The 18,106-nt window shown below is 70.1% G+C and carries 20 protein-coding genes and 1 pseudogene; 9 read left to right on the top strand and 12 right to left on the bottom strand.

The genetic code is table 11. The annotated features are described in order from the left end of the window. Positions 1-4: 4 nt before the first annotated feature. Both WH85_RS00970 and WH85_RS52125 read right to left on the bottom strand, forming a co-directional pair. Complete coding sequence (locus WH85_RS00970; RefSeq protein ID WP_083448687.1) at positions 5-877, bottom strand: helix-turn-helix domain-containing protein; 873 nt, start codon at positions 875-877, stop codon at positions 5-7. An 18-nt stretch (positions 878-895) separates the two neighbouring features. Next, positions 896-1,222: a hypothetical protein gene (locus tag WH85_RS52125; RefSeq protein WP_211275248.1), complete on the bottom strand. Its 327-nt coding sequence runs from the start codon at positions 1,220-1,222 to the stop codon at positions 896-898. Positions 1,223-1,497: 275 nt separating this feature from the next. Between WH85_RS52125 and WH85_RS00960 the strand changes: the two genes are divergently transcribed. The 6 genes and pseudogenes from WH85_RS00960 to WH85_RS00935 all read left to right on the top strand — a co-directional run bounded on the left by WH85_RS00960 (position 1,498) and on the right by WH85_RS00935 (position 5,924). Continuing rightward, on the top strand, positions 1,498-1,716 hold the full coding sequence (locus tag WH85_RS00960) for a hypothetical protein (RefSeq protein ID WP_045739653.1): 219 nt from the start codon (positions 1,498-1,500) through the stop codon (positions 1,714-1,716). 12 nt (positions 1,717-1,728) lie between these two features. Continuing rightward, on the top strand, positions 1,729-1,977 hold the full coding sequence (locus WH85_RS00955; protein WP_045739652.1) for a hypothetical protein: 249 nt from the start codon (positions 1,729-1,731) through the stop codon (positions 1,975-1,977). Positions 1,978-2,053: 76 nt separating this feature from the next. Beyond that, positions 2,054-3,325: pseudogene (locus WH85_RS00950) on the top strand (M14 family metallopeptidase); the annotation flags it as partial. Positions 3,326-3,349: 24 nt separating this feature from the next. Then, on the top strand, positions 3,350-4,219 hold the full coding sequence (locus WH85_RS00945; protein ID WP_045739650.1) for an aminoglycoside phosphotransferase family protein: 870 nt from the start codon (positions 3,350-3,352) through the stop codon (positions 4,217-4,219). A 92-nt stretch (positions 4,220-4,311) separates the two neighbouring features. Beyond that, entirely contained in the window at positions 4,312-5,115 is an 804-nt protein-coding gene (locus WH85_RS00940) for a S1 family peptidase (RefSeq protein WP_083448686.1), read from the top strand. Between the two features lie 122 nt (positions 5,116-5,237). Then, on the top strand, positions 5,238-5,924 hold the full coding sequence (locus tag WH85_RS00935; RefSeq protein ID WP_045739743.1) for an alpha/beta fold hydrolase: 687 nt from the start codon (positions 5,238-5,240) through the stop codon (positions 5,922-5,924). Here the strand turns inward: WH85_RS00935 and WH85_RS00930 are convergent. Together WH85_RS00930 and WH85_RS00925 are read right to left on the bottom strand one after the other, a co-directional pair. Then, on the bottom strand, positions 5,921-6,598 hold the full coding sequence (locus tag WH85_RS00930; RefSeq protein ID WP_045739649.1) for a response regulator: 678 nt from the start codon (positions 6,596-6,598) through the stop codon (positions 5,921-5,923). The two genes, WH85_RS00935 and WH85_RS00930, sit on opposite strands and share 4 nt — an antisense overlap. After that, positions 6,595-7,734: a sensor histidine kinase gene (locus tag WH85_RS00925; protein WP_045739648.1), complete on the bottom strand. Its 1,140-nt coding sequence runs from the start codon at positions 7,732-7,734 to the stop codon at positions 6,595-6,597. Before WH85_RS00925 ends, WH85_RS00930 begins: the two co-directional genes overlap by 4 nt. Before the next feature lie 142 nt (positions 7,735-7,876). On the opposite strand from WH85_RS00925, the gene WH85_RS00920 reads away from it, so the two are divergent. Both WH85_RS00920 and WH85_RS00915 read left to right on the top strand, forming a co-directional pair. Beyond that, on the top strand, positions 7,877-10,027 hold the full coding sequence (locus WH85_RS00920; RefSeq protein WP_045739647.1) for an MMPL family transporter: 2,151 nt from the start codon (positions 7,877-7,879) through the stop codon (positions 10,025-10,027). A 46-nt stretch (positions 10,028-10,073) separates the two neighbouring features. After that, the gene (locus WH85_RS00915) at positions 10,074-10,853 is read left to right on the top strand and encodes an ATP-binding protein (RefSeq protein ID WP_045739646.1); all 780 of its coding nucleotides are present in this window, start codon (positions 10,074-10,076) and stop codon (positions 10,851-10,853) included. 58 nt (positions 10,854-10,911) lie between these two features. On the opposite strand, the gene WH85_RS46560 is transcribed toward WH85_RS00915, so the two are convergent. The 3 genes from WH85_RS46560 to WH85_RS00900 all read right to left on the bottom strand — a co-directional run bounded on the left by WH85_RS46560 (position 10,912) and on the right by WH85_RS00900 (position 13,169). Further along, positions 10,912-11,529 (bottom strand): HAAS signaling domain-containing protein, encoded by a 618-nt coding sequence (locus tag WH85_RS46560; protein WP_052720047.1) that lies wholly within the window; start codon positions 11,527-11,529, stop codon positions 10,912-10,914. After that, positions 11,516-12,169: a PadR family transcriptional regulator gene (locus WH85_RS52665; protein WP_245673762.1), complete on the bottom strand. Its 654-nt coding sequence runs from the start codon at positions 12,167-12,169 to the stop codon at positions 11,516-11,518. Before WH85_RS52665 ends, WH85_RS46560 begins: the two co-directional genes overlap by 14 nt. Before the next feature lie 94 nt (positions 12,170-12,263). Next, positions 12,264-13,169, bottom strand: coding sequence for a M48 family metalloprotease (locus WH85_RS00900; RefSeq protein WP_045739645.1), 906 nt, complete (start codon positions 13,167-13,169; stop codon positions 12,264-12,266). 128 nt (positions 13,170-13,297) lie between these two features. On the opposite strand from WH85_RS00900, the gene WH85_RS00895 reads away from it, so the two are divergent. After that, the gene (locus WH85_RS00895; RefSeq protein WP_045739740.1) at positions 13,298-13,684 is read left to right on the top strand and encodes a BlaI/MecI/CopY family transcriptional regulator; all 387 of its coding nucleotides are present in this window, start codon (positions 13,298-13,300) and stop codon (positions 13,682-13,684) included. 135 nt (positions 13,685-13,819) lie between these two features. Here WH85_RS00895 and WH85_RS00890 read toward each other — a convergent pair whose 3' ends face one another. The 5 genes from WH85_RS00890 to efeU form a co-directional block, all read right to left on the bottom strand. After that, positions 13,820-14,152, bottom strand: coding sequence for a hypothetical protein (locus WH85_RS00890; RefSeq protein WP_045739644.1), 333 nt, complete (start codon positions 14,150-14,152; stop codon positions 13,820-13,822). Between the two features lie 53 nt (positions 14,153-14,205). Further along, on the bottom strand, positions 14,206-14,613 hold the full coding sequence (locus WH85_RS00885) for a MerR family transcriptional regulator (RefSeq protein WP_052720046.1): 408 nt from the start codon (positions 14,611-14,613) through the stop codon (positions 14,206-14,208). Between the two features lie 173 nt (positions 14,614-14,786). Continuing rightward, a complete protein-coding gene (efeB, locus tag WH85_RS00880; RefSeq protein ID WP_083448685.1) occupies positions 14,787-16,052 on the bottom strand; it encodes an iron uptake transporter deferrochelatase/peroxidase subunit in 1,266 nt (421 codons plus the stop codon). A 13-nt stretch (positions 16,053-16,065) separates the two neighbouring features. Beyond that, complete coding sequence (gene efeO, locus WH85_RS00875) at positions 16,066-17,196, bottom strand: iron uptake system protein EfeO (RefSeq protein ID WP_045739642.1); 1,131 nt, start codon at positions 17,194-17,196, stop codon at positions 16,066-16,068. 7 nt (positions 17,197-17,203) lie between these two features. Then, positions 17,204-18,046: an iron uptake transporter permease EfeU gene (gene efeU / locus WH85_RS00870; RefSeq protein WP_045739641.1), complete on the bottom strand. Its 843-nt coding sequence runs from the start codon at positions 18,044-18,046 to the stop codon at positions 17,204-17,206. Positions 18,047-18,106 lie beyond the last annotated feature (60 nt).

Raw genomic sequence — 18,106 nt, 5'->3', positions numbered from 1 at the left:
CGCCCTATCCGAGCTGCCCGATGTAAAGCTTCCGGTACTTGTCGAGAACAGGCGACAGGTCGCCGGTGGCGCTGCCCTGGAACAGGTCGAACACCTGCCGGTAGCGCTCGACGTCGTTGCGCCCGCGCGACGTCAGCCCGGTGTTGTAGACGTCGATGATCACCAGGTCGTCGTCGAGCATGGTGAAGCCGTGCAGGGGCGGCACCTCGATCGACGCGTCGTCCAGGATGACGCGGATGTCGACGGTGGGCCGGGCGGCCAGGCGACGCAGGTGTTCGATCTGCTCCAGCATGCCGATCGGCGGGCAGATGCGGTTACGGAGGGCGGATTCGGTGAAGACGAATGCGAACGACTTGGCCGGATCGGTGAGGATCTCCTGGCGCCGGATCCGCGCCGTCACCGCGGCCGCGACGGCCGTCTCGGCGCTCTCGTCGATGCCGGTGGTCGACAGCCGCTGAAAGGCCAGCAGCGCCGCGTGGGCGTAACCGCTGGTCTGCAACAGGCCGGCCAGCAGCGCCGGCTGAAAGTCCCGGACAACCATCACCGACGATTCCCAGTCGGCCACCGTCGATTGACGGCTGGCCAGGCTGGTCGACGTCGGCCGCCAGTCGGTGATCCGGTCGTGCTGTTGTTCCGCCCGGTCCATCAGCCCCAGGACGGCCCTCTCGTCGGCCCCTAGAGCGCGGGCGATCTGCGCGACATCCGCCGGGTCCGGCAGACCCCGCCCTCGCTCGAGCCTGCTTATCTTGGGTTGACTCATCCCCACCATCTGGGCCAGCACAGCGCCGGTGAGTCCCCGCGCCCGGCGCATCCGCGCCAACTCGACGCCGACCGGCTCCTGGCCGAGGGGGGCGTCCGTGGAACTAATGCTCGACACCCCCCCATGCTTGATCGATCAGGACAACTTCTGCAACGCCTCTTTCAACAACTCCACCGGGATCTCGACGAGCGCCTCGCCGTCCGGAACGTCGATGCCCGCCTTCCGCGCGGAGAGGGCGTATCCCTGCACGACGACCCGGTCGGTGCCGGTCTCGAAGATCGTCGGACAGGATCCCGCGGTACACACATTGGCGATGGGCCGAAGACTGCTGAAAATTTTGGACGGTCGGGAAGCTGCGGAACGGGCCGCGACAAGGAGCTTGGCGACAAGGAATGCGCAGAAGACAAGGGCGATGCAGATCGCCAAGGTGGGGAGGAAATTCACTCCGCTCGGAAGAGTCACCACAGTACTTTAAATGATCATCTCGCTGGACTGCAGCTGAAACTTTCAATGGTAGATCACCTACTCAGACCAACCGCGAAACTTCAGAATCTTTCTCACCATCAGCACCATCGCCCCCACAGGTAGCCAAGTGGCCGACTGCACTATACCCACCTGCCACCTATCTGATCAGCATCTATGTCTAGATTTATTGGCATCTTGTGAATAGAGCTGGAAATTCAAGGTGTGTGAATAGACGCTGGAATCGACCCGCCCGCCCGATTCCGGTGGTGAAAATGATCGACGCACATCTGTGGGATTCGCCGCTCCCGCATCCCTCGCCCCTACTCCTCCTCATCCTTGCGGCCACCTGCCTGGTGGTCGCGATCAGATTCATGAAGCGCGCCGTCGAGCCACTCGGCGCCATCGTCGAATCGATGGCCGCGGCGATCGCGGTGTTCCTCACCCTCGGACTGGCGCTGGTGCTCGTCGTCACCGCCGCCCTCAGCGCATGAAAGGAGATCCCGTTGTCCACTCTCACCACCGTCGCCCTGGCCGCCGCTGTGATCATCTTCTTCCTCGTGGTGGAACTGGCATCGGCGGCACTGCCCCTGCTCATCGTGATCGCGTTCGTCCCGCATCAGGAGCGCGACGCGCTGGCCGCACTGATCGGCGCGATAGACAGCCGGCGCCGCCTACGCCTCTGGCCCGCGTTACGGGTCGCTGTTGACGCGCAACGCCGCCATCACACCGAAACCCGGGGTTTAATGACATGACCTAAAACATTGCCGCTCATCGATTTCTAGTGATGGGGTGGGTGCACCATTCCCACCCCAGATCCGGAGGTCGTTCATGAGACGACGGCGTTCCCTGGCGGTGCTCACCGCGGTCGCCCTCTGCGTGACCGGGGCGTTCAGCGCCTCCTCCCCCGCGACCGCGGAACCGGTCGCCGACCCCGCCGCCGAGTTCGAGATCTACGACGTGCGGACGCTCGCGCAGCGCAACACGATCGCCCGATCCGGTGCCGCGATCGAGAACATCGAGCACGGGGTGGCCACGGTCACCGCCACCGGCGCCGAGGTCAGCCGATTGCGGCGGCTCGGCTTCACCGTGCAGGAGGCCGAGCCCGAGGCCGGCATCCTGGACTTCCCGCCGGCCGACTCGGCCTACCACAACTACGCCGAGACGCTCGCCGCGATCGACGCCGCGGTCGCCGCGTACCCGGCCATCGCGCAGAAACGGGTGCTCGGCACCTCGTACGAGGGCCGGCAGATCGTCGCCGTGAAGATCTCGGACAACGTGGCTACCGACGAGAGCGAACCCGAGGTCCTCTACGACGCGGCACACCACGCCCGCGAGCACCTCACCGTCGAGCAGGCGCTCTACCTGCTCACCCAGTACACCAGCCTGTACGCGAGCGACACCCGGATCAAGAGCATCGTGGACAGCCGCGAGATCTGGATCATCCCGCTGGTGAACCCGGACGGCGCCGAGTACGACGTCGCCACCGGCAGCTACCGGTCGTGGCGCAAGAACCGGCAGCCCAACAGCGGGTCCAGCTATGTCGGCACCGACCTGAACCGCAACTACGGCTACCTGTGGGGCTGCTGCGGCGGCTCGTCCGGCGCCCCGTCGTCGGCGACCTACCGCGGGCCGTCGGCGTTCTCCGCGCCGGAGACGCAGGTCATCCGCAACTTCGTCAACAGCCGGGTGGTCGGCGGCGTCCAGCAGATCAAGACGGCGATCGACTTCCACTCGTACTCGCAGCTGGTCCTCTGGCCGTTCGGGCACACCACGGCGAACACCACCACCGGCATGACCGCCGACCAGTACAGCGTGTTCTCCACGTTCGGCACGCAGCTGGCCGCCACCAACGGCTACACGCCGGAGCAGTCCAGCGACCTTTACATCACCGACGGCGACTCGCTCGACTGGCTCTGGGGGACGCACAAGATCTTCGCGTACACCTTCGAGCTGTACCCGGGCAGCGCCTCGGGCGGCGGCTTCTACCCGCCGGCCAGCGTGATCCCGGCGCAGACCGCCCGGAACCGGGAGGCCGCGCTGCGGGTCGCCGAGGTGGCCGACTGCCCGTACAAGGTGATCGGCAAGGAATCGACGTACTGCTGATCCTCTCCAGATAATGGCCGCGTGCAGATCACCGAACAGACGGTCCGGAATCTGATCGCGGCGCAGTTCCCCGCGTGGGCGGACCTGCCGGTGCGGCAGGTCCGTTCCGCCGGAACGGTCAACGCCATCTTCCGGGTGGGCGAGAGCCTGGTGGCGCGCCTTCCGCTCGCCGAGGGCGAGGACCTTCACGCCGAGGGGTACGCGGCACAGCAGCTCCTCGGCCGCACCAGGTTCGTCACGCCCACGCCGGTGGCGGTCGGCGAACCCGGTCCGGGATTCCCCCGCCCGTGGTCGGTGCAGACGTGGCTGCCCGGGACGATCGCCACCGACGACGACCCGGGTGCGTCGACCGGGTTCGCCGAGGACCTTGCCGAGCTGATCCTCGGGATGCGGGCGGTGGACACCGGCGGCCGCGCCTTCGACGGCCGCGGACGCGGGGGTGTCATCGCCGACCAGGGTGAGTGGATGCAGACCTGTTTCGCCAACAGCGAGCGCCTTTTACCCGTACACCATCTGCGGTGTTTGTGGGATGCCCTGGGTGACCTGCCCCGGGGCCCGGACCCCGACGTGATGTCGCACAAGGATCTGATGCCGGGCAATGTGCTGGTGGCCGGGGGACGTCTGGCCGGGGTGCTTGATGTCGGCGGTTTCGGGCCGGCCGATCCGGCACTGGACCTGGTGGGTGCGTGGCATCTGCTCGAATCCGGCCCGCGGGAGGTGCTGCGGGAGCGCCTGGGCTGCGGCGACGCGGAGTGGGACCGGGGGCGGGCATGGGCGTTCGCGCAGTCGATGGGCCTGGTCTGGTACTACGCGACGACCAATCCGACGATGTCCCGGATCGGGCGCCGCACCCTGATGCGACTGCTCGGCGGATATCCGTCGGCGGTATGAGCGACCTGAGATATTTATATTTACTGATGTAAATGTCAGGCTGCCCTCAGCGACGTGCCCCGACCGGGCGCGACCGGACTGAGGAGTACCAGATGCACAGATGGCGAACCCTTCTGGCCACGGCCGCCGCGGCGATCACCGCGGCGACGATGGGCCTCCTGGTCGCACCGACCGCGGCCGTCGCGGCGGACGACGACGAGATCGTCACGCCGTACGTCGTCGGCGGCACCCTGGCCACCCAGGGCGAGTTCCCGTTCATGGTGCGGCTCTCGATGGGCTGCGGCGGCGCGCTGTACAGCCCCAACCTGGTGCTCACCGCCGCCCACTGCGTCGGCTCCACCGGCACCAACACCTCGATCACCGCCACCCTCGGCGTGGTCGACCTGCAGTCCAGCAGCCGCCTGACCCGCACCTCGAACTACGTGTACCGGGCGCCCGGCTACAACGGCAACGGCGACGACTGGGCGTTCATCCGCCTGTCCAGCCCGGTCACCACGCTGGCCACGCTGCCGATCGCGACGAGCACCGCGTACGACTCGGGCACCTTCACCATCGCCGGCTGGGGCGCGGCCACCGAGGGCGGCTCGCAGCAGCGTTACCTGCGCAAGGCCACCGTCCCGTTCGTCAGCGACACCACCTGCAACTCCAGCAGCATGTACGGCGGTGACGTGATCGCCGCCGAGGAGATCTGCGCCGGCTACACGGCCGGTGGCGTCGACACCTGCCAGGGCGACTCCGGCGGCCCGATGTTCCGGACCGGTGCGAGCGGCTTGGTCCAGGTCGGCATCGTCAGCTGGGGCGACGGGTGCGCCCGCCCGAACAAGCCCGGCGTCTACACCCAGGTCAGCTACTTCTCGTCGGCGATCCGCTCGGCGGCCACCAGCCTCGGCGGCTGACGCCTCACGCCAGTCCGCGGGTGTGGTGCCGCTGCCGGCGCCACACCCGCGTCATGTCTCCCCCGGTCTGCTGTCGGCCTAAACGCTTGGTTCCCGGCGCGGTCGCCGTCGACGATCGCATCATGCCGGAACTCAGGAAGATCCCGCTCGACTCTCTCACTCTCGCGCTGCGGGTGTGGCCCGCCGCCTCCCGGAACGCTGTCCCCGCGGTGCTGCTGCCGGCGACCGGCAAGACCGCCGCGGACTGGGACACGATCGCTGCGCCGTTGTCGGCCGAGCGCACGGTGTACGCGGTCGACCTGCGCGGCCACGGCGCGAGCGACTGGCCCGGCGACTATGCGGTGGAGTTGATGGCCCGCGACGTGATCGGGCTCCTCGACGTCCTCGACATCGGCGAGTTCGACCTGATCGGGCACTCAGTGGGCGGCTTCGTCGCCTGCCTGGTCGCCGCGGCCCGTCCCGCCACGGTCCGGCGCCTGGTCGTGGAGGACATCCCGTTCCCGCACCCGCGGCCGGCCGCGCCCCCGGCCCGCCCGGCCGGCGACCTGCCGTTCGACTGGCGGATGGTGGAGCAGGTCCGCCCCGAGCTGGACTCCCCGGACGACGCCCTCTGGTCCGCGACGGTGGCCGCCATCGCCGCCCCCACCCTGGTGATCGGCGGCGGCCCGGCCAGCCCGATCCCCCAGCCGGACGTGGCCGAGCTGGCCGCCCGTCTCCGCGACGCCCGCCTGACCACCATCAACGCCGGCCACCTGATCCACGCCACCCGGCCCGCCGACTTCCTCGCCGCGGTGACCGAGTTCCTCTAGGGCAGCGCGTCGCCGGGGTGGAGCAGGGCGTTGCGGTAGGCGATGACGACCAGCTGGGCGCGGTCGCGGGCGTTCAGCTTGATCATGGTGCGGTTGACGTGGGTCTTCACGGTCAACGGTGAGAGGTGCAGGCGGCGGGCTATGTCGTCGTTGGACAGGCCGTGGGCGACCAGCACCAGGATCTCCGACTCGCGGTCGGTGACCAGGTCGAGTTCCGGCATCCGGGGCGCCGACGGTGTCCGGGCCTGCTCGACGAATCGGCTGACCAGGCCTCTCGTGGCCTTCGGCGACAGCAGGGCCTCGCCGGCGGCCACCACCCGGATGGCGTTGACCAGGTCGGCGGGGGCGACGTTCTTGCCCAGGAAACCGCTTGCACCGGCCTGCAGGCAGAGCACCACGTTGTCGTCGTTGTCGAAGGTGGTGAGCACCAGTACGCGTACCCCCGCAAGATTTTGATCGTCGCAGATCAGCCGGGTGGCCTCGATGCCGTCCATGTGCGGCATGCGGATGTCCATCAGCACCACGTCGACCCGGTTGGTGTGGGCGAGGGTGACCGCCTCGCGACCGTCGCCGGCCTCGCCCGCCACCTCCATTCCCGGCTCGGCGTCGATGATCATTTTGAAGCCGGCGCGGATGAGCGCCTGATCGTCGGCGAGCAGTACCCGGATCGTCATGACGGCCTTTCGGAGAGGACCGGCACGGCCGGCAGCGTGGCGCGTACCCGGAAACGTCCCCCGGGTAGGGGGCCGGCGGTGATGGTGCCGTGGGCGGCGGCGGCCCGTTCGCGCATGCCGAGCAGGCCGAATCCGGAGCCGGTACGTTCGGGCCTCGGCGCCGCGACCCGGTTGGTGATCTCCAGGCTGACCGCCGACGGGGTGAACTCGACGTCGAGGACGGCGCTGCCGGTGCCGTAGCGGTGCGCATTGGTGAGGGCCTCCTGCACGATGCGGTACGCGGCCAGATCAGCCACCGCCGGCAGTTCCCGCTCCGGTCCGCGCTGCTCGTGGCGGATCTCGAAGCCGGTGGCGCGCAACGCGTCGAGCAGTTCGGGCAGGCGTTCCAGGCCGGGGGCCGGTTCGGTGCTGTCCATCTCGTTCTCGTCGCGGAGCACACTGATCACCGCTTTGATCTCCTCGAGGACGGTGTCCGCGGCGGTCCGGATGTGCGCCAGCACCGGCCACACCTTGTCCGGCTGGCCGCGTAGCGCGTGGTCGGCGGCCCCGGCGTGCACGCTGATCACCGCGATGTGGTGGGCGACGACGTCGTGGAGTTCCCGGGCGATGCGCAGGCGTTCGTCCATGACCCGGCGGCGGGCCTCCTGTTCGCGGGTCAGTTCGGCCTGCCGGGCGCGTTCGGTGACCTCGGCGATGTAGGCGCGGCGCATCCGGATCGAGTCGCCCGCGCCCGCACCCCCGAAGACGAACGCGAACAGTCCGAACTGTGCGGACGTCCACCAGGCGTTACCCACGGAAATGGTGCCACAGATGCAGAATGTCCCGTACGCGACCGCCGCAAGATGCCACGGCCGGCGCCGCGCACTGTAGAGCGCGGCGTTGTAGGCCAGCACCCCGGCCGTGATGAACATGCCGGCCGGAGCACGGTCGAGCAGGATGCACACCGCCGTGACGGCGACGTCGACGACCAGCACCCCGATCGGACGGTGCCGGCGCAGCAGCATCAGCACCGCCGCGCCCACCGCCAGCCCCGGCGTCCAGGTGGTCGCCAGTTCGTAGTTGAGCCGCAGCACCAGCACGAACGCCGTGACCGCGAGCAGCACGTCACCCGCGAGGGCCCTGCGATTCTCCAGCACGCCACCGAACCTATGCGGCCGAGCGGGGAACCTCGTCCTGTTCCGGCAGTAACCGTCACCACCGTCCGTACCGCATCCGCGGTACACGGCTGCCTGCGCCGGCCGGACGCCACCGGACCGGGACGCCGAGATCGTGGTGGGCATGGCATCACTCCTGTACCGGCTCGGCCGGTTCTCGTACCGGCGCCGCCGGCTCACCCTGGCCGCCTGGGTCACCGTGCTGGCCCTGTTCGGCATCGGCGCGCTCACCCTCGCCGGGCCGACCGACGACACGTTCTCCATCCCGGGTGCCGAGTCGACACAGGCCCTGGAGGTGATGGCGGAGAAGTTCGGCGGTTCCGGCAACGCCACCGCCACTGTCGTCTTCACCGCGGACACCGACCTCACCGGCACCGCCACCAAGGCCGCGGTCGAACGGGTGATCGCCACCCTGGAGGCGTCGCCGCAGGTGGCGGCGGTGGCCGACCCCTTCGAGGCGCAGACGGTGGCGGCAGATCTGCGGACCGCGTACGCGACCGTCACCTACGACGTGGCCGCCGCGGACGTGACCGACGAGGCCCGTGACGCGCTGATGGCCGCCGGGGACGGTGCCCGCGACGCCGGGGTCGGCGTCGAGTACTCCGGTGCGGTCACCGCGGCCGCCGAGCAGAACCACACCAGTGAGGCCGTCGGCATCGCGTTCGCCGCCCTGGTCCTGCTGCTCACGTTCGGTTCCCTGGTCGCGGCCGGCCTGCCGTTGCTGACCGCGCTGGTCGGGGTGGCCGCTGGCATGTTCGCCATCCAGATCGCCACCGGTTTCCTCGACCTGTCCGGCTCCACGTCGGCGCTGGCCACCATGCTCGGTCTCGCGGTCGGCATCGACTACGCCCTGTTCGTCGTCTCCCGGTACCGCCACGAACTGCATCGCGACGGCGACGGGGAGGAGGCCGCCGGGCGGGCGAACCGGACCGCCGGGTCGGCCGTGGTGTTCGCCGGCCTGACCGTGGTCATCGCACTGGCCGCGCTCGCCGTCACCGGCATCCCGTTCCTGACCGCGATGGGGGTCGCCGCGGCCGGCACCGTGGCGATCGCTGTGCTGGTCACGCTAACTCTGGTCCCGGCGATCCTGGGATTCGCGGGTGACCGGATTCTGCCTCGTACCCTGAAGAGGAGGACTGTTCCGTTCGGTGAACGCTGGGCCCGGATCGTGTTGCGGCACCGGTGGCTCGCCCTGGTCGGCTCGCTCGCCCTCCTCACGGTGATCGCGCTGCCCGCCACCGACCTGCGGCTCTCCCTGCCCGACGACGGCACCGCGGCGGTGGACTCCACCCAGCGCAAGGCCTACGACCAGCTCGCCGAGGGTTTCGGGCCGGGCTTCAACGGTCCGCTGATCGTCGTGGTGTCGGCCGGCGCCGGCGCGGCACAGGACTCCGCCGCGCAGGCCCAGCGGGTGATCGCGAAACTCGACGACGTCGCCCTGGTCACCCCGCCGACGGTGAACGCGGCCGGGGACACCGCGATGCTCACCGTGATCCCGGCGAGCGCGCCGACCAGCGAGGCCACCGAGGACCTGGTGCAGGACATCCGGGACCACGCGGCGACGGTCTCCGGTGCGAGCATCGCGGTCACCGGCGCCACCGCGGTGAACATCGACGTTTCACAGACACTCACCGATGCTCTGGTCCCGTACCTGATGATCGTGGTCGGTCTTGCCTTCGTCCTTCTCATGCTGGTGTTCCGCAGTCTGCTGGTGCCGTTGAAGGCGACCGCCGGATTCCTGCTCAGCGTGGCTGCCGCCCTCGGCGCGATGGTCTTCGTCTTCCAGCAGGGCCACCTGGCCGGCCTGCTCGGCGTGGACAGCACCGGGCCGCTGATCAGCATCATGCCGATCTTCCTGATCGGCATCCTGTTCGGCCTGGCCATGGACTACGAGGTGTTCCTGGTGACCCGGACCCGGGAGGAGTTCGTGCACGGCGCGGAGCCCGACGCGGCGATCGTCACCGGCATGAGCCACGGCGCGCGGGTGGTCACCGCCGCGGCCCTCATCATGATCAGCGTCTTCGCCGGTTTCATCATGGCCGACGATCCGATCATCAAGATGCTCGGTTTCGGGCTTGCCTTCGGCGTCGCCGTCGATGCCTTCCTGGTACGCATGACGATCGTGCCCGCCGTCCTCTCGATGCTGGGCCGGTCCGCATGGTGGCTGCCTCGCCGGCTGAACCGTCTGCTTCCGAACGTGGACGTCGAAGGCTCCGCGGAAGACCCCGAAACCGTACCGAAAGCGGACGAGATCTCCTCCTCGGCGCGGTACTAAAAGTGCAACTTTCACGTCCGCAAGGCCATGGGGGACACTGTCGGGTATGGAGGTACACCCACCGTTCCTCTTCGCCCACGACGCCATGGCCGCGACGGGCACCGTCGCCGTGCAGGGCGATCTCCACGCGGACATCACCGTCGTCTCGGTGCACGGTCGCTGGAGTGCGGCCCTGCGCCGGCAGACCTCGGTGACCCTGCGACGATGCCTGATCGGGCAGCCCGCCGGACTGCTGCTCGACCTCACATCCCTCGACGACCCGACCGGCCGCGGCGTCCCGACCTGGGTCGCCGCCCGACGACGCGCCGGAGCCCTGGACCCGCCGGTGCCGCTCGCCCTCGCCGTCCCGCCCGGCATGTCCCTCGCGGCGCATCTGCGTCCCGCGCTGGTCACCCGCGGCAGCGTCGACGAGGCGCGGCGCGCACTGGAGGAGCGCCTGCCGGCGGTCCCCCGGATCAGCGACCGCCTCACCAACGACCGGTCCGCTCCCGGCCTGGCCCGCCGGCTCGCCGAACAGGCGTGCACCGGCTGGGGGCTTCCGGACCTGCTCGCCCCGGCCCGCCTGGTGATCTCCGAACTGGTCTCCAACGCGGTCGAACACACCACCGGACCGGCCCGCGTCGCGATCACCCGCCGCGGCTCCGGCCTGCGTCTGTCGGTGGCCGACGCCAGCCGCGAACTGCCCCGCACCGGCGTCCGGCCCGGACCGTCCGGCGGCCGCGGACTCCAGATCATCCAGGCTGCCGCGGCGGCGTGGGGCGCGATGCCGGTGCCCGGCGGCAAGCTCGTCTGGGCCACGATCCAGAGCCCTGTGGGGTACGCGTAAAAGCAGCCCCCGGGAGCAGCCACTGCTCCCGGGGACGGCGGGGCCTTCGGCGCCGGGTCTACTCTGCGGGCGTCGGTCCCGTGGTCGTCGGTTGCACGGTGGCCGGGTCCGTGGCCGGTGCTGTCGTGGTCGGCTCTGTAGTGGTCGGCGCCTCCTCCACCGGCTCGGCCTCCCCGCCCGGCAGGTAGGCCGTGGTCGCGGGGACCGGCCGGTTGACCTCCGCACCGGTGAATGCGAAGGCGCCGCACAGCAGGAACAGCACGACCAGCACCCCGCCGCCGACGAGCCCCCAGCCCCAGCCGGGAAGGCCACCGCGTTTCGCGGGCATCACCGGCGCCGGGCCGTGAGTCATGGGCGCCGGGCCGAAAGCCGCGTCGGAGCCCCGCCCGGCGGCCTCGGATCCCTCGTAGCCGGATCCCGCCGCGATCGCCGCGATGGCCGCCAGACGGCCGGTGTCCTGGGCCTCGGCCGCCGCCGCGATGTCCCGCGGCTCGCCGAGCCGGTCCAGGATGGCCACGGTGGCCGCCCCCGAACCGTCCTCGGACTCGGCCCGCGCGATCTCGATGTGTTCCCGCAGATCGCGCAACAACTCCTGCCGCCGAACCACCGGCAGCCCCGCCGCAGCCAACTCGACCCGCGCCAGATAACCCTCGATGAGGTGATCAGTCTCGGTCATCGTCTCCCGCTCCCTCGGTAGTCCCGCTCGTCACCCGCACCGAGTCCGGTGTCTTGTCGTCATTCGTCGCGTCGCCGTCCGGCTTGCCGGAACCCGTCCCGGCGGCGCCCCCTCGTCCGGCATGCCCGTCTCCGCCGGCGGTCCGGACGGGTGCGACTCCCAGCGCTCGCCGCTCCGAGGCCACCACCACGGGTGCGGCACCCTTCGCCACACCGGTGGCTTCCATCGCACCCATCGGGGCTGATGCGGCACCCCGCGCCGGGCCCGTCGCCGCCCCGACGACTCCGCCCTCGGTGGCCGGAACCACTTCGATGCCCAGCGCCCGGTCGACGCCGGCCCGGAAGACGACCCACTCCGCCCGGAACCGGGACAGCGCCGCCTCCCCGTCCGGGGTCAACGTGTAGTAGCGCCGGGGCGGACCGGCTGGAGCCTCCCGCCAGGTGGTGGCGATCCGGCCGTGGCGTCGCAGCCGGGAGAGCAGTGGATACATGGTGCCCTCGCTGGTGGGCATCCCGAGCGTCTCGCCGAGCTGTCGCACCAGCTCGACCCCGTAGAGCTCACGCCTGTCGAGCAGCGCGAGCACACAGAACTCGATCGTCCCCCGGCGCAGTGCCGTGGTCAGTGTCGCGTCGTCACTCACGCCAACAAGGTACCTTGCAATGCAATATAGAGCCAGAGCAGGTGGCCGACGATCAATGAAGAACAGCCTCCGACGGCCGCCGGAGTGAGCGACCTCAGACGGCGCGGCAGGCGCGGATCAACAACTCGACCAGGTCCCAGGCCGCCTCACCGGTCCACACCACGGAAGCCGCCGCCACCGCTACCGGCAGGGCGTACAGTCCTCGCCGCACCCGGGCCGGCTCCGGCCGCAGCAACCTGGCCACCCGCCGCGGCACCACGCCGGGCCGGTCCGCAAGATGCAGCCCCGCCCCTCCATCGGCTCTTCCGCCTGCACCCGCGAGTGCGGCCGCCCCGATCGCATGGGCGACGAGCCGCCGGTCCCCCACCTGTTCCGCCGCGCGTTCGTCCGCCGCCCGCTCGATCAGGTAGTCCACGTGCCGCCCCACCCACCACAGTGCCGGATGCGCGGCCACCGCCACCTCGGCCGCCCGGACCAGCCGGTGATGCCGGCCTTCCAGATGCGCGTTCTCGTGGGCGAGCAGCGCCCGGAACTGCGGTCCGCTGAGGGCGTCCCGCATCCCGGTGGTCACCACCACGTGCCCCGGCTCCCCGGGAACGGCGAACGCCCGCGCATCCGCCTCGTCGACCATGACCAGGCCACCCGGTCCCGGCGGCGCCAGGGCGAGGACCTGCCGATGCCGGCGTACCCGCACCGTCACCGACACCGCGGCCGCCACCGTCAGTCCCACGCTGAGCCACGGTACCCAGGCGACGTAGGCGGTGTCGTCCGCAACCACCCGGGCCGACCACCCGAATCCACGCCCCACCGCCGGAATCTCCGCAAGCGCGTGCGCGGACAGCAACACCAGATTGATCGTGCTCGCCACCGCGACCGTCACCGCCGACCACACCACCGCCATCGCCGCACGCCCCGGGGCGAGCCGGTCGACCACGAGACGCACCACCACGACGATCATCGGGGGTACCACGAGAACCGACCAGACGAAGTGATCGAACATCGCCCCGCCCGCCCTCCTCGCACCGGCCGCACTCCCGGCCGGCGGCACCCCCGCCCGGCGCGGCGGCCTCGCCGATCCGACCGGGCCGGGCCGCAGCGGGCACCGTCGCCGATCGATACAGTCGGGTGGTGAGCACCGCACAGCCGCCGGGCCGACGGCGACGCCCCGGTCAACTGGAGACCGAGATCGTGACCGTGCTCGGCGCCGCGTCCGGCCCGCTGACCCCCGGTGAGGTCCGTGACATCGTGGACCTGACCGGGTCATTGTCCTACAGCACGGTGGTCACCACGCTCACCCGCCTGCACGAGAAGGGCTCGGTCACCCGGAGCCGGGACGGTCGAGCGTTCCGGTACGGCGCTCTGAGCGATCCGGCGGGACTGGTGGCCGATCGGATGAGCCGCCTGCTGGCGGTGGAGGCCGACCGCGCGTCGGTGCTGCGCCGCTTCGTGAGCACGCTGACCGATTCGGACGAGCGCGTCCTTCGCGACCTGCTTCGAGAACCCGACGCCCCGTGACCGCTTGTCGGCGCGCCGCGGTGGGCGGGCTGATCAGGGTCCCGGCTGATCAGGGTCCCGGCTGATCAGGGTCCCGGCTGATCAGGGTCCCGATGCCGAACCGCTGTTCCCAGTCCCGACCGAACGCGAGGAGAACTACGCGGTCTCGTGGTCTGCCGCGAAGCCGAGCGACCCGAGAAACCGGGTCTGCTCGTGAACGACGGTGTCGTTGAGCTCACCGAGCGCGGCCTGCGTCTCGGGGTCGTCGAGCGCCATCTGCGCGAGAGCACGCTCGAGGTGACCCTGGTCGTCGACGGACCACAGGTTCCAGCTCTCGTAGAGCGGCCCCACCTGCGTCACGGCTCCGGCGACCAGCATGATGCCCTGCGACTCGAACAATCCCCGGACTGTCGTCATCGCCGCGTCGTAGCGGGCCAGGTTCGCAAAACCGTACTTGAGCTGAAGTTGGGCGAGCATGTAGCTCTTCATCTGATTCCTCCTTGTTCTCGCCCTCGAAGTGGGGCACTCATGAACCTAGGAGTTCACGCTGGTGTGAAGTGCAAGCCCTTGATCGGCGCCGATTCGCCGGCGTCGCGACGAGCGCGCACGATGCTCATCGTCTCCTTGAGGTGACTCACGGCCGCCTGTTGGGCCGAGATGCCGGCGAGTAGTTCAGCGTGGCGAGCCGCCAGGACCACCTCGATCCTCGCCATGCCGCCGGGACGATCCCAGTCGCGAGCGATCTCGCGGATCAGAGTGCTCGGGATTCCGGCGGCGTAGAGGCTCTGGATGAACCGCACACAGTCCACGGAGCGCGAGGAGTATCGGCGGTGCCCAGCGGAGTTGCGATCGGGCACCAGCAGCCCCTGCTCCTCGTAATAGCGAAGGGAGCGCGTGCTGACGCCGGTGGCATCAGCCAGCGCGCCGACGGAGAGCGCTGATGCTTCCACGGGTGCGACCTTTCCGTTGGTGAGGTGCCGTCCCATCATGGCTCGCGTCGTGAAAGCGCAGCCGGCACAACCGCAGCGAGAACCGGCCGGGTGATGACCGCCTCATCCGGGCGCACCTCCGTGAACACCGCAACGACCAGAGTCGGCGCCCACTCCACGACCCGCCGTGGGAGTCAGGCGAGCAGTGACCGCCCCCAGTGGTCGTCGGCGGCGAGCAGGCCGGGTGGGCAGGCGAAGACGCCGCTGGAGACGTGCCGGATGTACTCGTTGAGCAGATCGTGCCGGGACAGCCGGGTCTGTACCGGAACGAACTGTTTTCGCGGGTCCCGCTGGTAGGCGATGAAGAACAGTCCCGCATCGAGTCGCCCGAGCCCGTCCGACCCGTCGACGTAGTTGTAGCCGCGCCGCAGCAGCCGCGCCCCGCCGTTGACCGTCGGGTGGGCGAGCCGCACGTGCGCGCCGACGTCGATGCGGTCGCCGGTCAGGTCGGGCTCGTCGAACTCGGCGGTCCCGGTCAGCGGCGCCCCGGAACCCTTGGCTCGTCCGAAAATGGTCTCCTGCTCGCCGAGCGGTGTCCGGTCCCACGTCTCGATGATCATGCGGATCTTCCGGGTCACCAGGTACGACCCGCCGGTCATCCAGTCCGGCCCGTCACCGTCGCGGACCCACAGGTGTTCGTCGAGCAGCGCGGTCTCCTCGGCTTTCAGGTTGGCGGTGCCGTCCTTGAAGCCGAACAGGTTGCGGGGCGTGTCCTGGCTGGTCGACGTGGAGGAGGTGCGGCCGAAGCCGAGCTGCGACCACCGTACGCTCACCACGCCCATGCCGAGCCGGGCCAGGTTGCGGATCGCGTGGACCGCGACCTGCGGGTCGTGCGCGCATGCCTGCACGCAGATGTCACCGCCGGAGATCTTCGCGTCGAGGGCGTCGCCGGGGAACGCGGGCAGGTCGGCGAGCGCCTCGGGCCGCCGGTCCGCGATGCCGAACCGGTCCTTGCCGGTCGCATCGCGGAACAGCCCGGGACCGAATCCGATCGTCAGGGTGAGCCCCGACGCGGGCAGCCCCAGCGCCTCGCCGGTGTCGTCCGGCGGCGCCTCCGGGATGCCGCCGACCGCGCCGCGGGTGCCCGCGTCGAGGCCGGCGGTCATCCGGGCGGCGGCGGCCGTCCACGCCTCCAGCATGCCGACCAGCGCGGCCCGGTCGTCGGTGATCACGTCGAAGGCCATGAAGTGCAGGCGGTCCTGAGCGGGCGTGACGATGCCGGCCTGGCGGTCACCCCAGAACGAGATCGCGTCCGCGGCGGCGTTCCCCCTCGACCCGTCACCACCGGCGCCGGCACCACCGGCACCGCGGCCCGGGTCGTCGCTGCTCAGGGCGAGGGCACCGGCGGCGACACCCGCCGCGCCGACGCCCGCCAGCCCGATCACCTTCCGGCGTTGCATGCTGATGTGTCCCCTATTTGCCGGACGCCACCAGCGCGGCGATCCTGCTGATCGGCTCGGCCAGGGCGTTGATCTCGTCGCTGAGTGTCTTCAGATCGGCTTCGGTCAGAGCGGTGTGCGGTTTCCAGCCGTCGCCGTCGCGGTGCTTCTCCAGGGCTGCCTCGACCGACGCGAACCGCTCGTCGAGCGTGGTGACCAGCGCGGCGTCCTTCTCCTCGAGCGCCGGGCGCAGCGCCGACACGGCGGCCTGCGAACCCTCCACGTTGGCCGCGAAGTCCCACAGGTCGGTGTGCGAGTAGCGGTCCTCCTCACCGGTGATCTTGCCGGTGGCGACCTCGTCGAGCAGTTCCTTCGCCCCGTTGGCCAGCTGCAGCGGGGAGAGCGTGGTGCTGTTCGCCAGGTCGACGATCTTCTGGACGTCGACGAGCAGCTTGTCGGCGACCGGCCCGTCCTGGCTGATGTCGCCGGTGGTCCAGAGGTCCTTCTCGATCCGGTGGAAACCGGTGAACTCCTGGCCCTCCTCCTGGTCGCCCTCCCTGCCGTCGATCGCCGGGTCCAGGTCGCCGAAGATCTCAGCGACCGGCTCGATGCGCTCCCAGTACGTCCGGGCGACCGGGAACAGCGCCTTCGCCTGGTCCACCTTGCCGGCCTTGACCGCGGTCACGAACTCGGTGGTCTTGTCGATCAGCGCGCCGGTCTGGCTCTTCACGTACCGCTGGTAGTCGGTGGTGGCCTGGGCGAGCTTGGCGTCCTCGGTGAGCGGCGTGCTGGAGCCGGTGACGGTGAACCCGTTGCGGATCCCCTTGCCGATCATGCCCGGCTTGCAGGCGGTCTCGTACGTGCCCGCGGCCAGCTCGACGATCAGTTCCCGGGACAGACCGGGGGCGATGTTCTCCACCTCGCCCATCACCCGGTCGCCGTCGGCGTACACGTAGAACTCGGTGACCTTGCTGCCCTTGTTGGCGATGGTGAAGGTGACCGTGCCCGCCGCCGACTCGCCCTCGGCGACGTCGCAGGCGGTGTCCGAGGCGGACACGGCGATGGCGGCATCCTCGTCGCCGGTGGTGCCGCCGTCGTTGTCGCCGCAGGCGGCGAGCAGCAGGGCGGCCGCGGTGGCGGCGGTCAGTATCCGTGCGGTGCGCATGGTTCTCCTAGGACGCGGGTTCGGGGGTGTTCTTCTCGAGCCGCGACGCGGGACTGCCCGCCGGGTTCAGGAAGAGGACGAGAACGGGGATGCCGTACGCGAGCCAGGCCACGGTCTCCAGCACCGTCGGAGCGGGGGTGAAGTTGACCATTCCGCGGAGCAGTTCGGCGTACCACGTGTCGGGCGGGAACGCGGCGCTCACGTCGAAGGCCAGGTCGTCGAGTCCGGGCAGGACGCCGGACTCCTGCAGATCGTGGACGCCGTACTTGGTGATCCCGGCGGCGACCAGCACGAGCAGTGCCCCGGTCCAGGTGAAGAAGCGTCCGAGGTCGATGCGGACGGCGCTGAGGTAGAGCAGCCAGCCGAGGGCGACCGCCGTGAGCAGCCCGAGCGTGACCCCGATGATCGGCCGGGTGCTGTCGGCGGCGCCCTGGGCGGCGGCGTAGAACAGGATCGCGGTCTCGAGGCCTTCGCGGATGACCGCGAGGAACGCGACCCCGGCGACGGCGACCGGTCCGACCTGGATCGCACCCTCGAGCCGTCCGCGCAGTTCAGCCCCGATGTGCCGGGCCATCCGCCGCATCCAGAAGATCATCCACGTGACGAAGCCGACGGCGACGAACGACGCGATGGCCTCGAACAGCTCCTGCTGCGTGAACGACAGCCGGGCGACGCCGACCTGCAGCAGGACGGCGGCTCCGATCGACAGCGCCGCGGCGATCGCGACGCCGGCCCAGACCAGGCGCAGCAACGGTTTCCGCCCGCTTCGGACCAGGAACGCGACCAGGATCGACACGACCAGGGTGATCTCGAGGCCTTCGCGGAGACCGATCAGGTAGATAGCGGCCACCGACCACTCCTAAGGTAAGGCAAACCTAACAAGGCCGCCCCCACTTTCTTTTATTGCGTT

This window comes from Actinoplanes rectilineatus (assembly GCF_000962825.1).
Lineage (GTDB): Bacteria > Actinomycetota > Actinomycetes > Mycobacteriales > Micromonosporaceae > Actinoplanes > Actinoplanes rectilineatus.
Note: the sequence above shows the minus strand (reverse complement) of the source record. Positions and strands in the feature narration are given on the sequence as shown.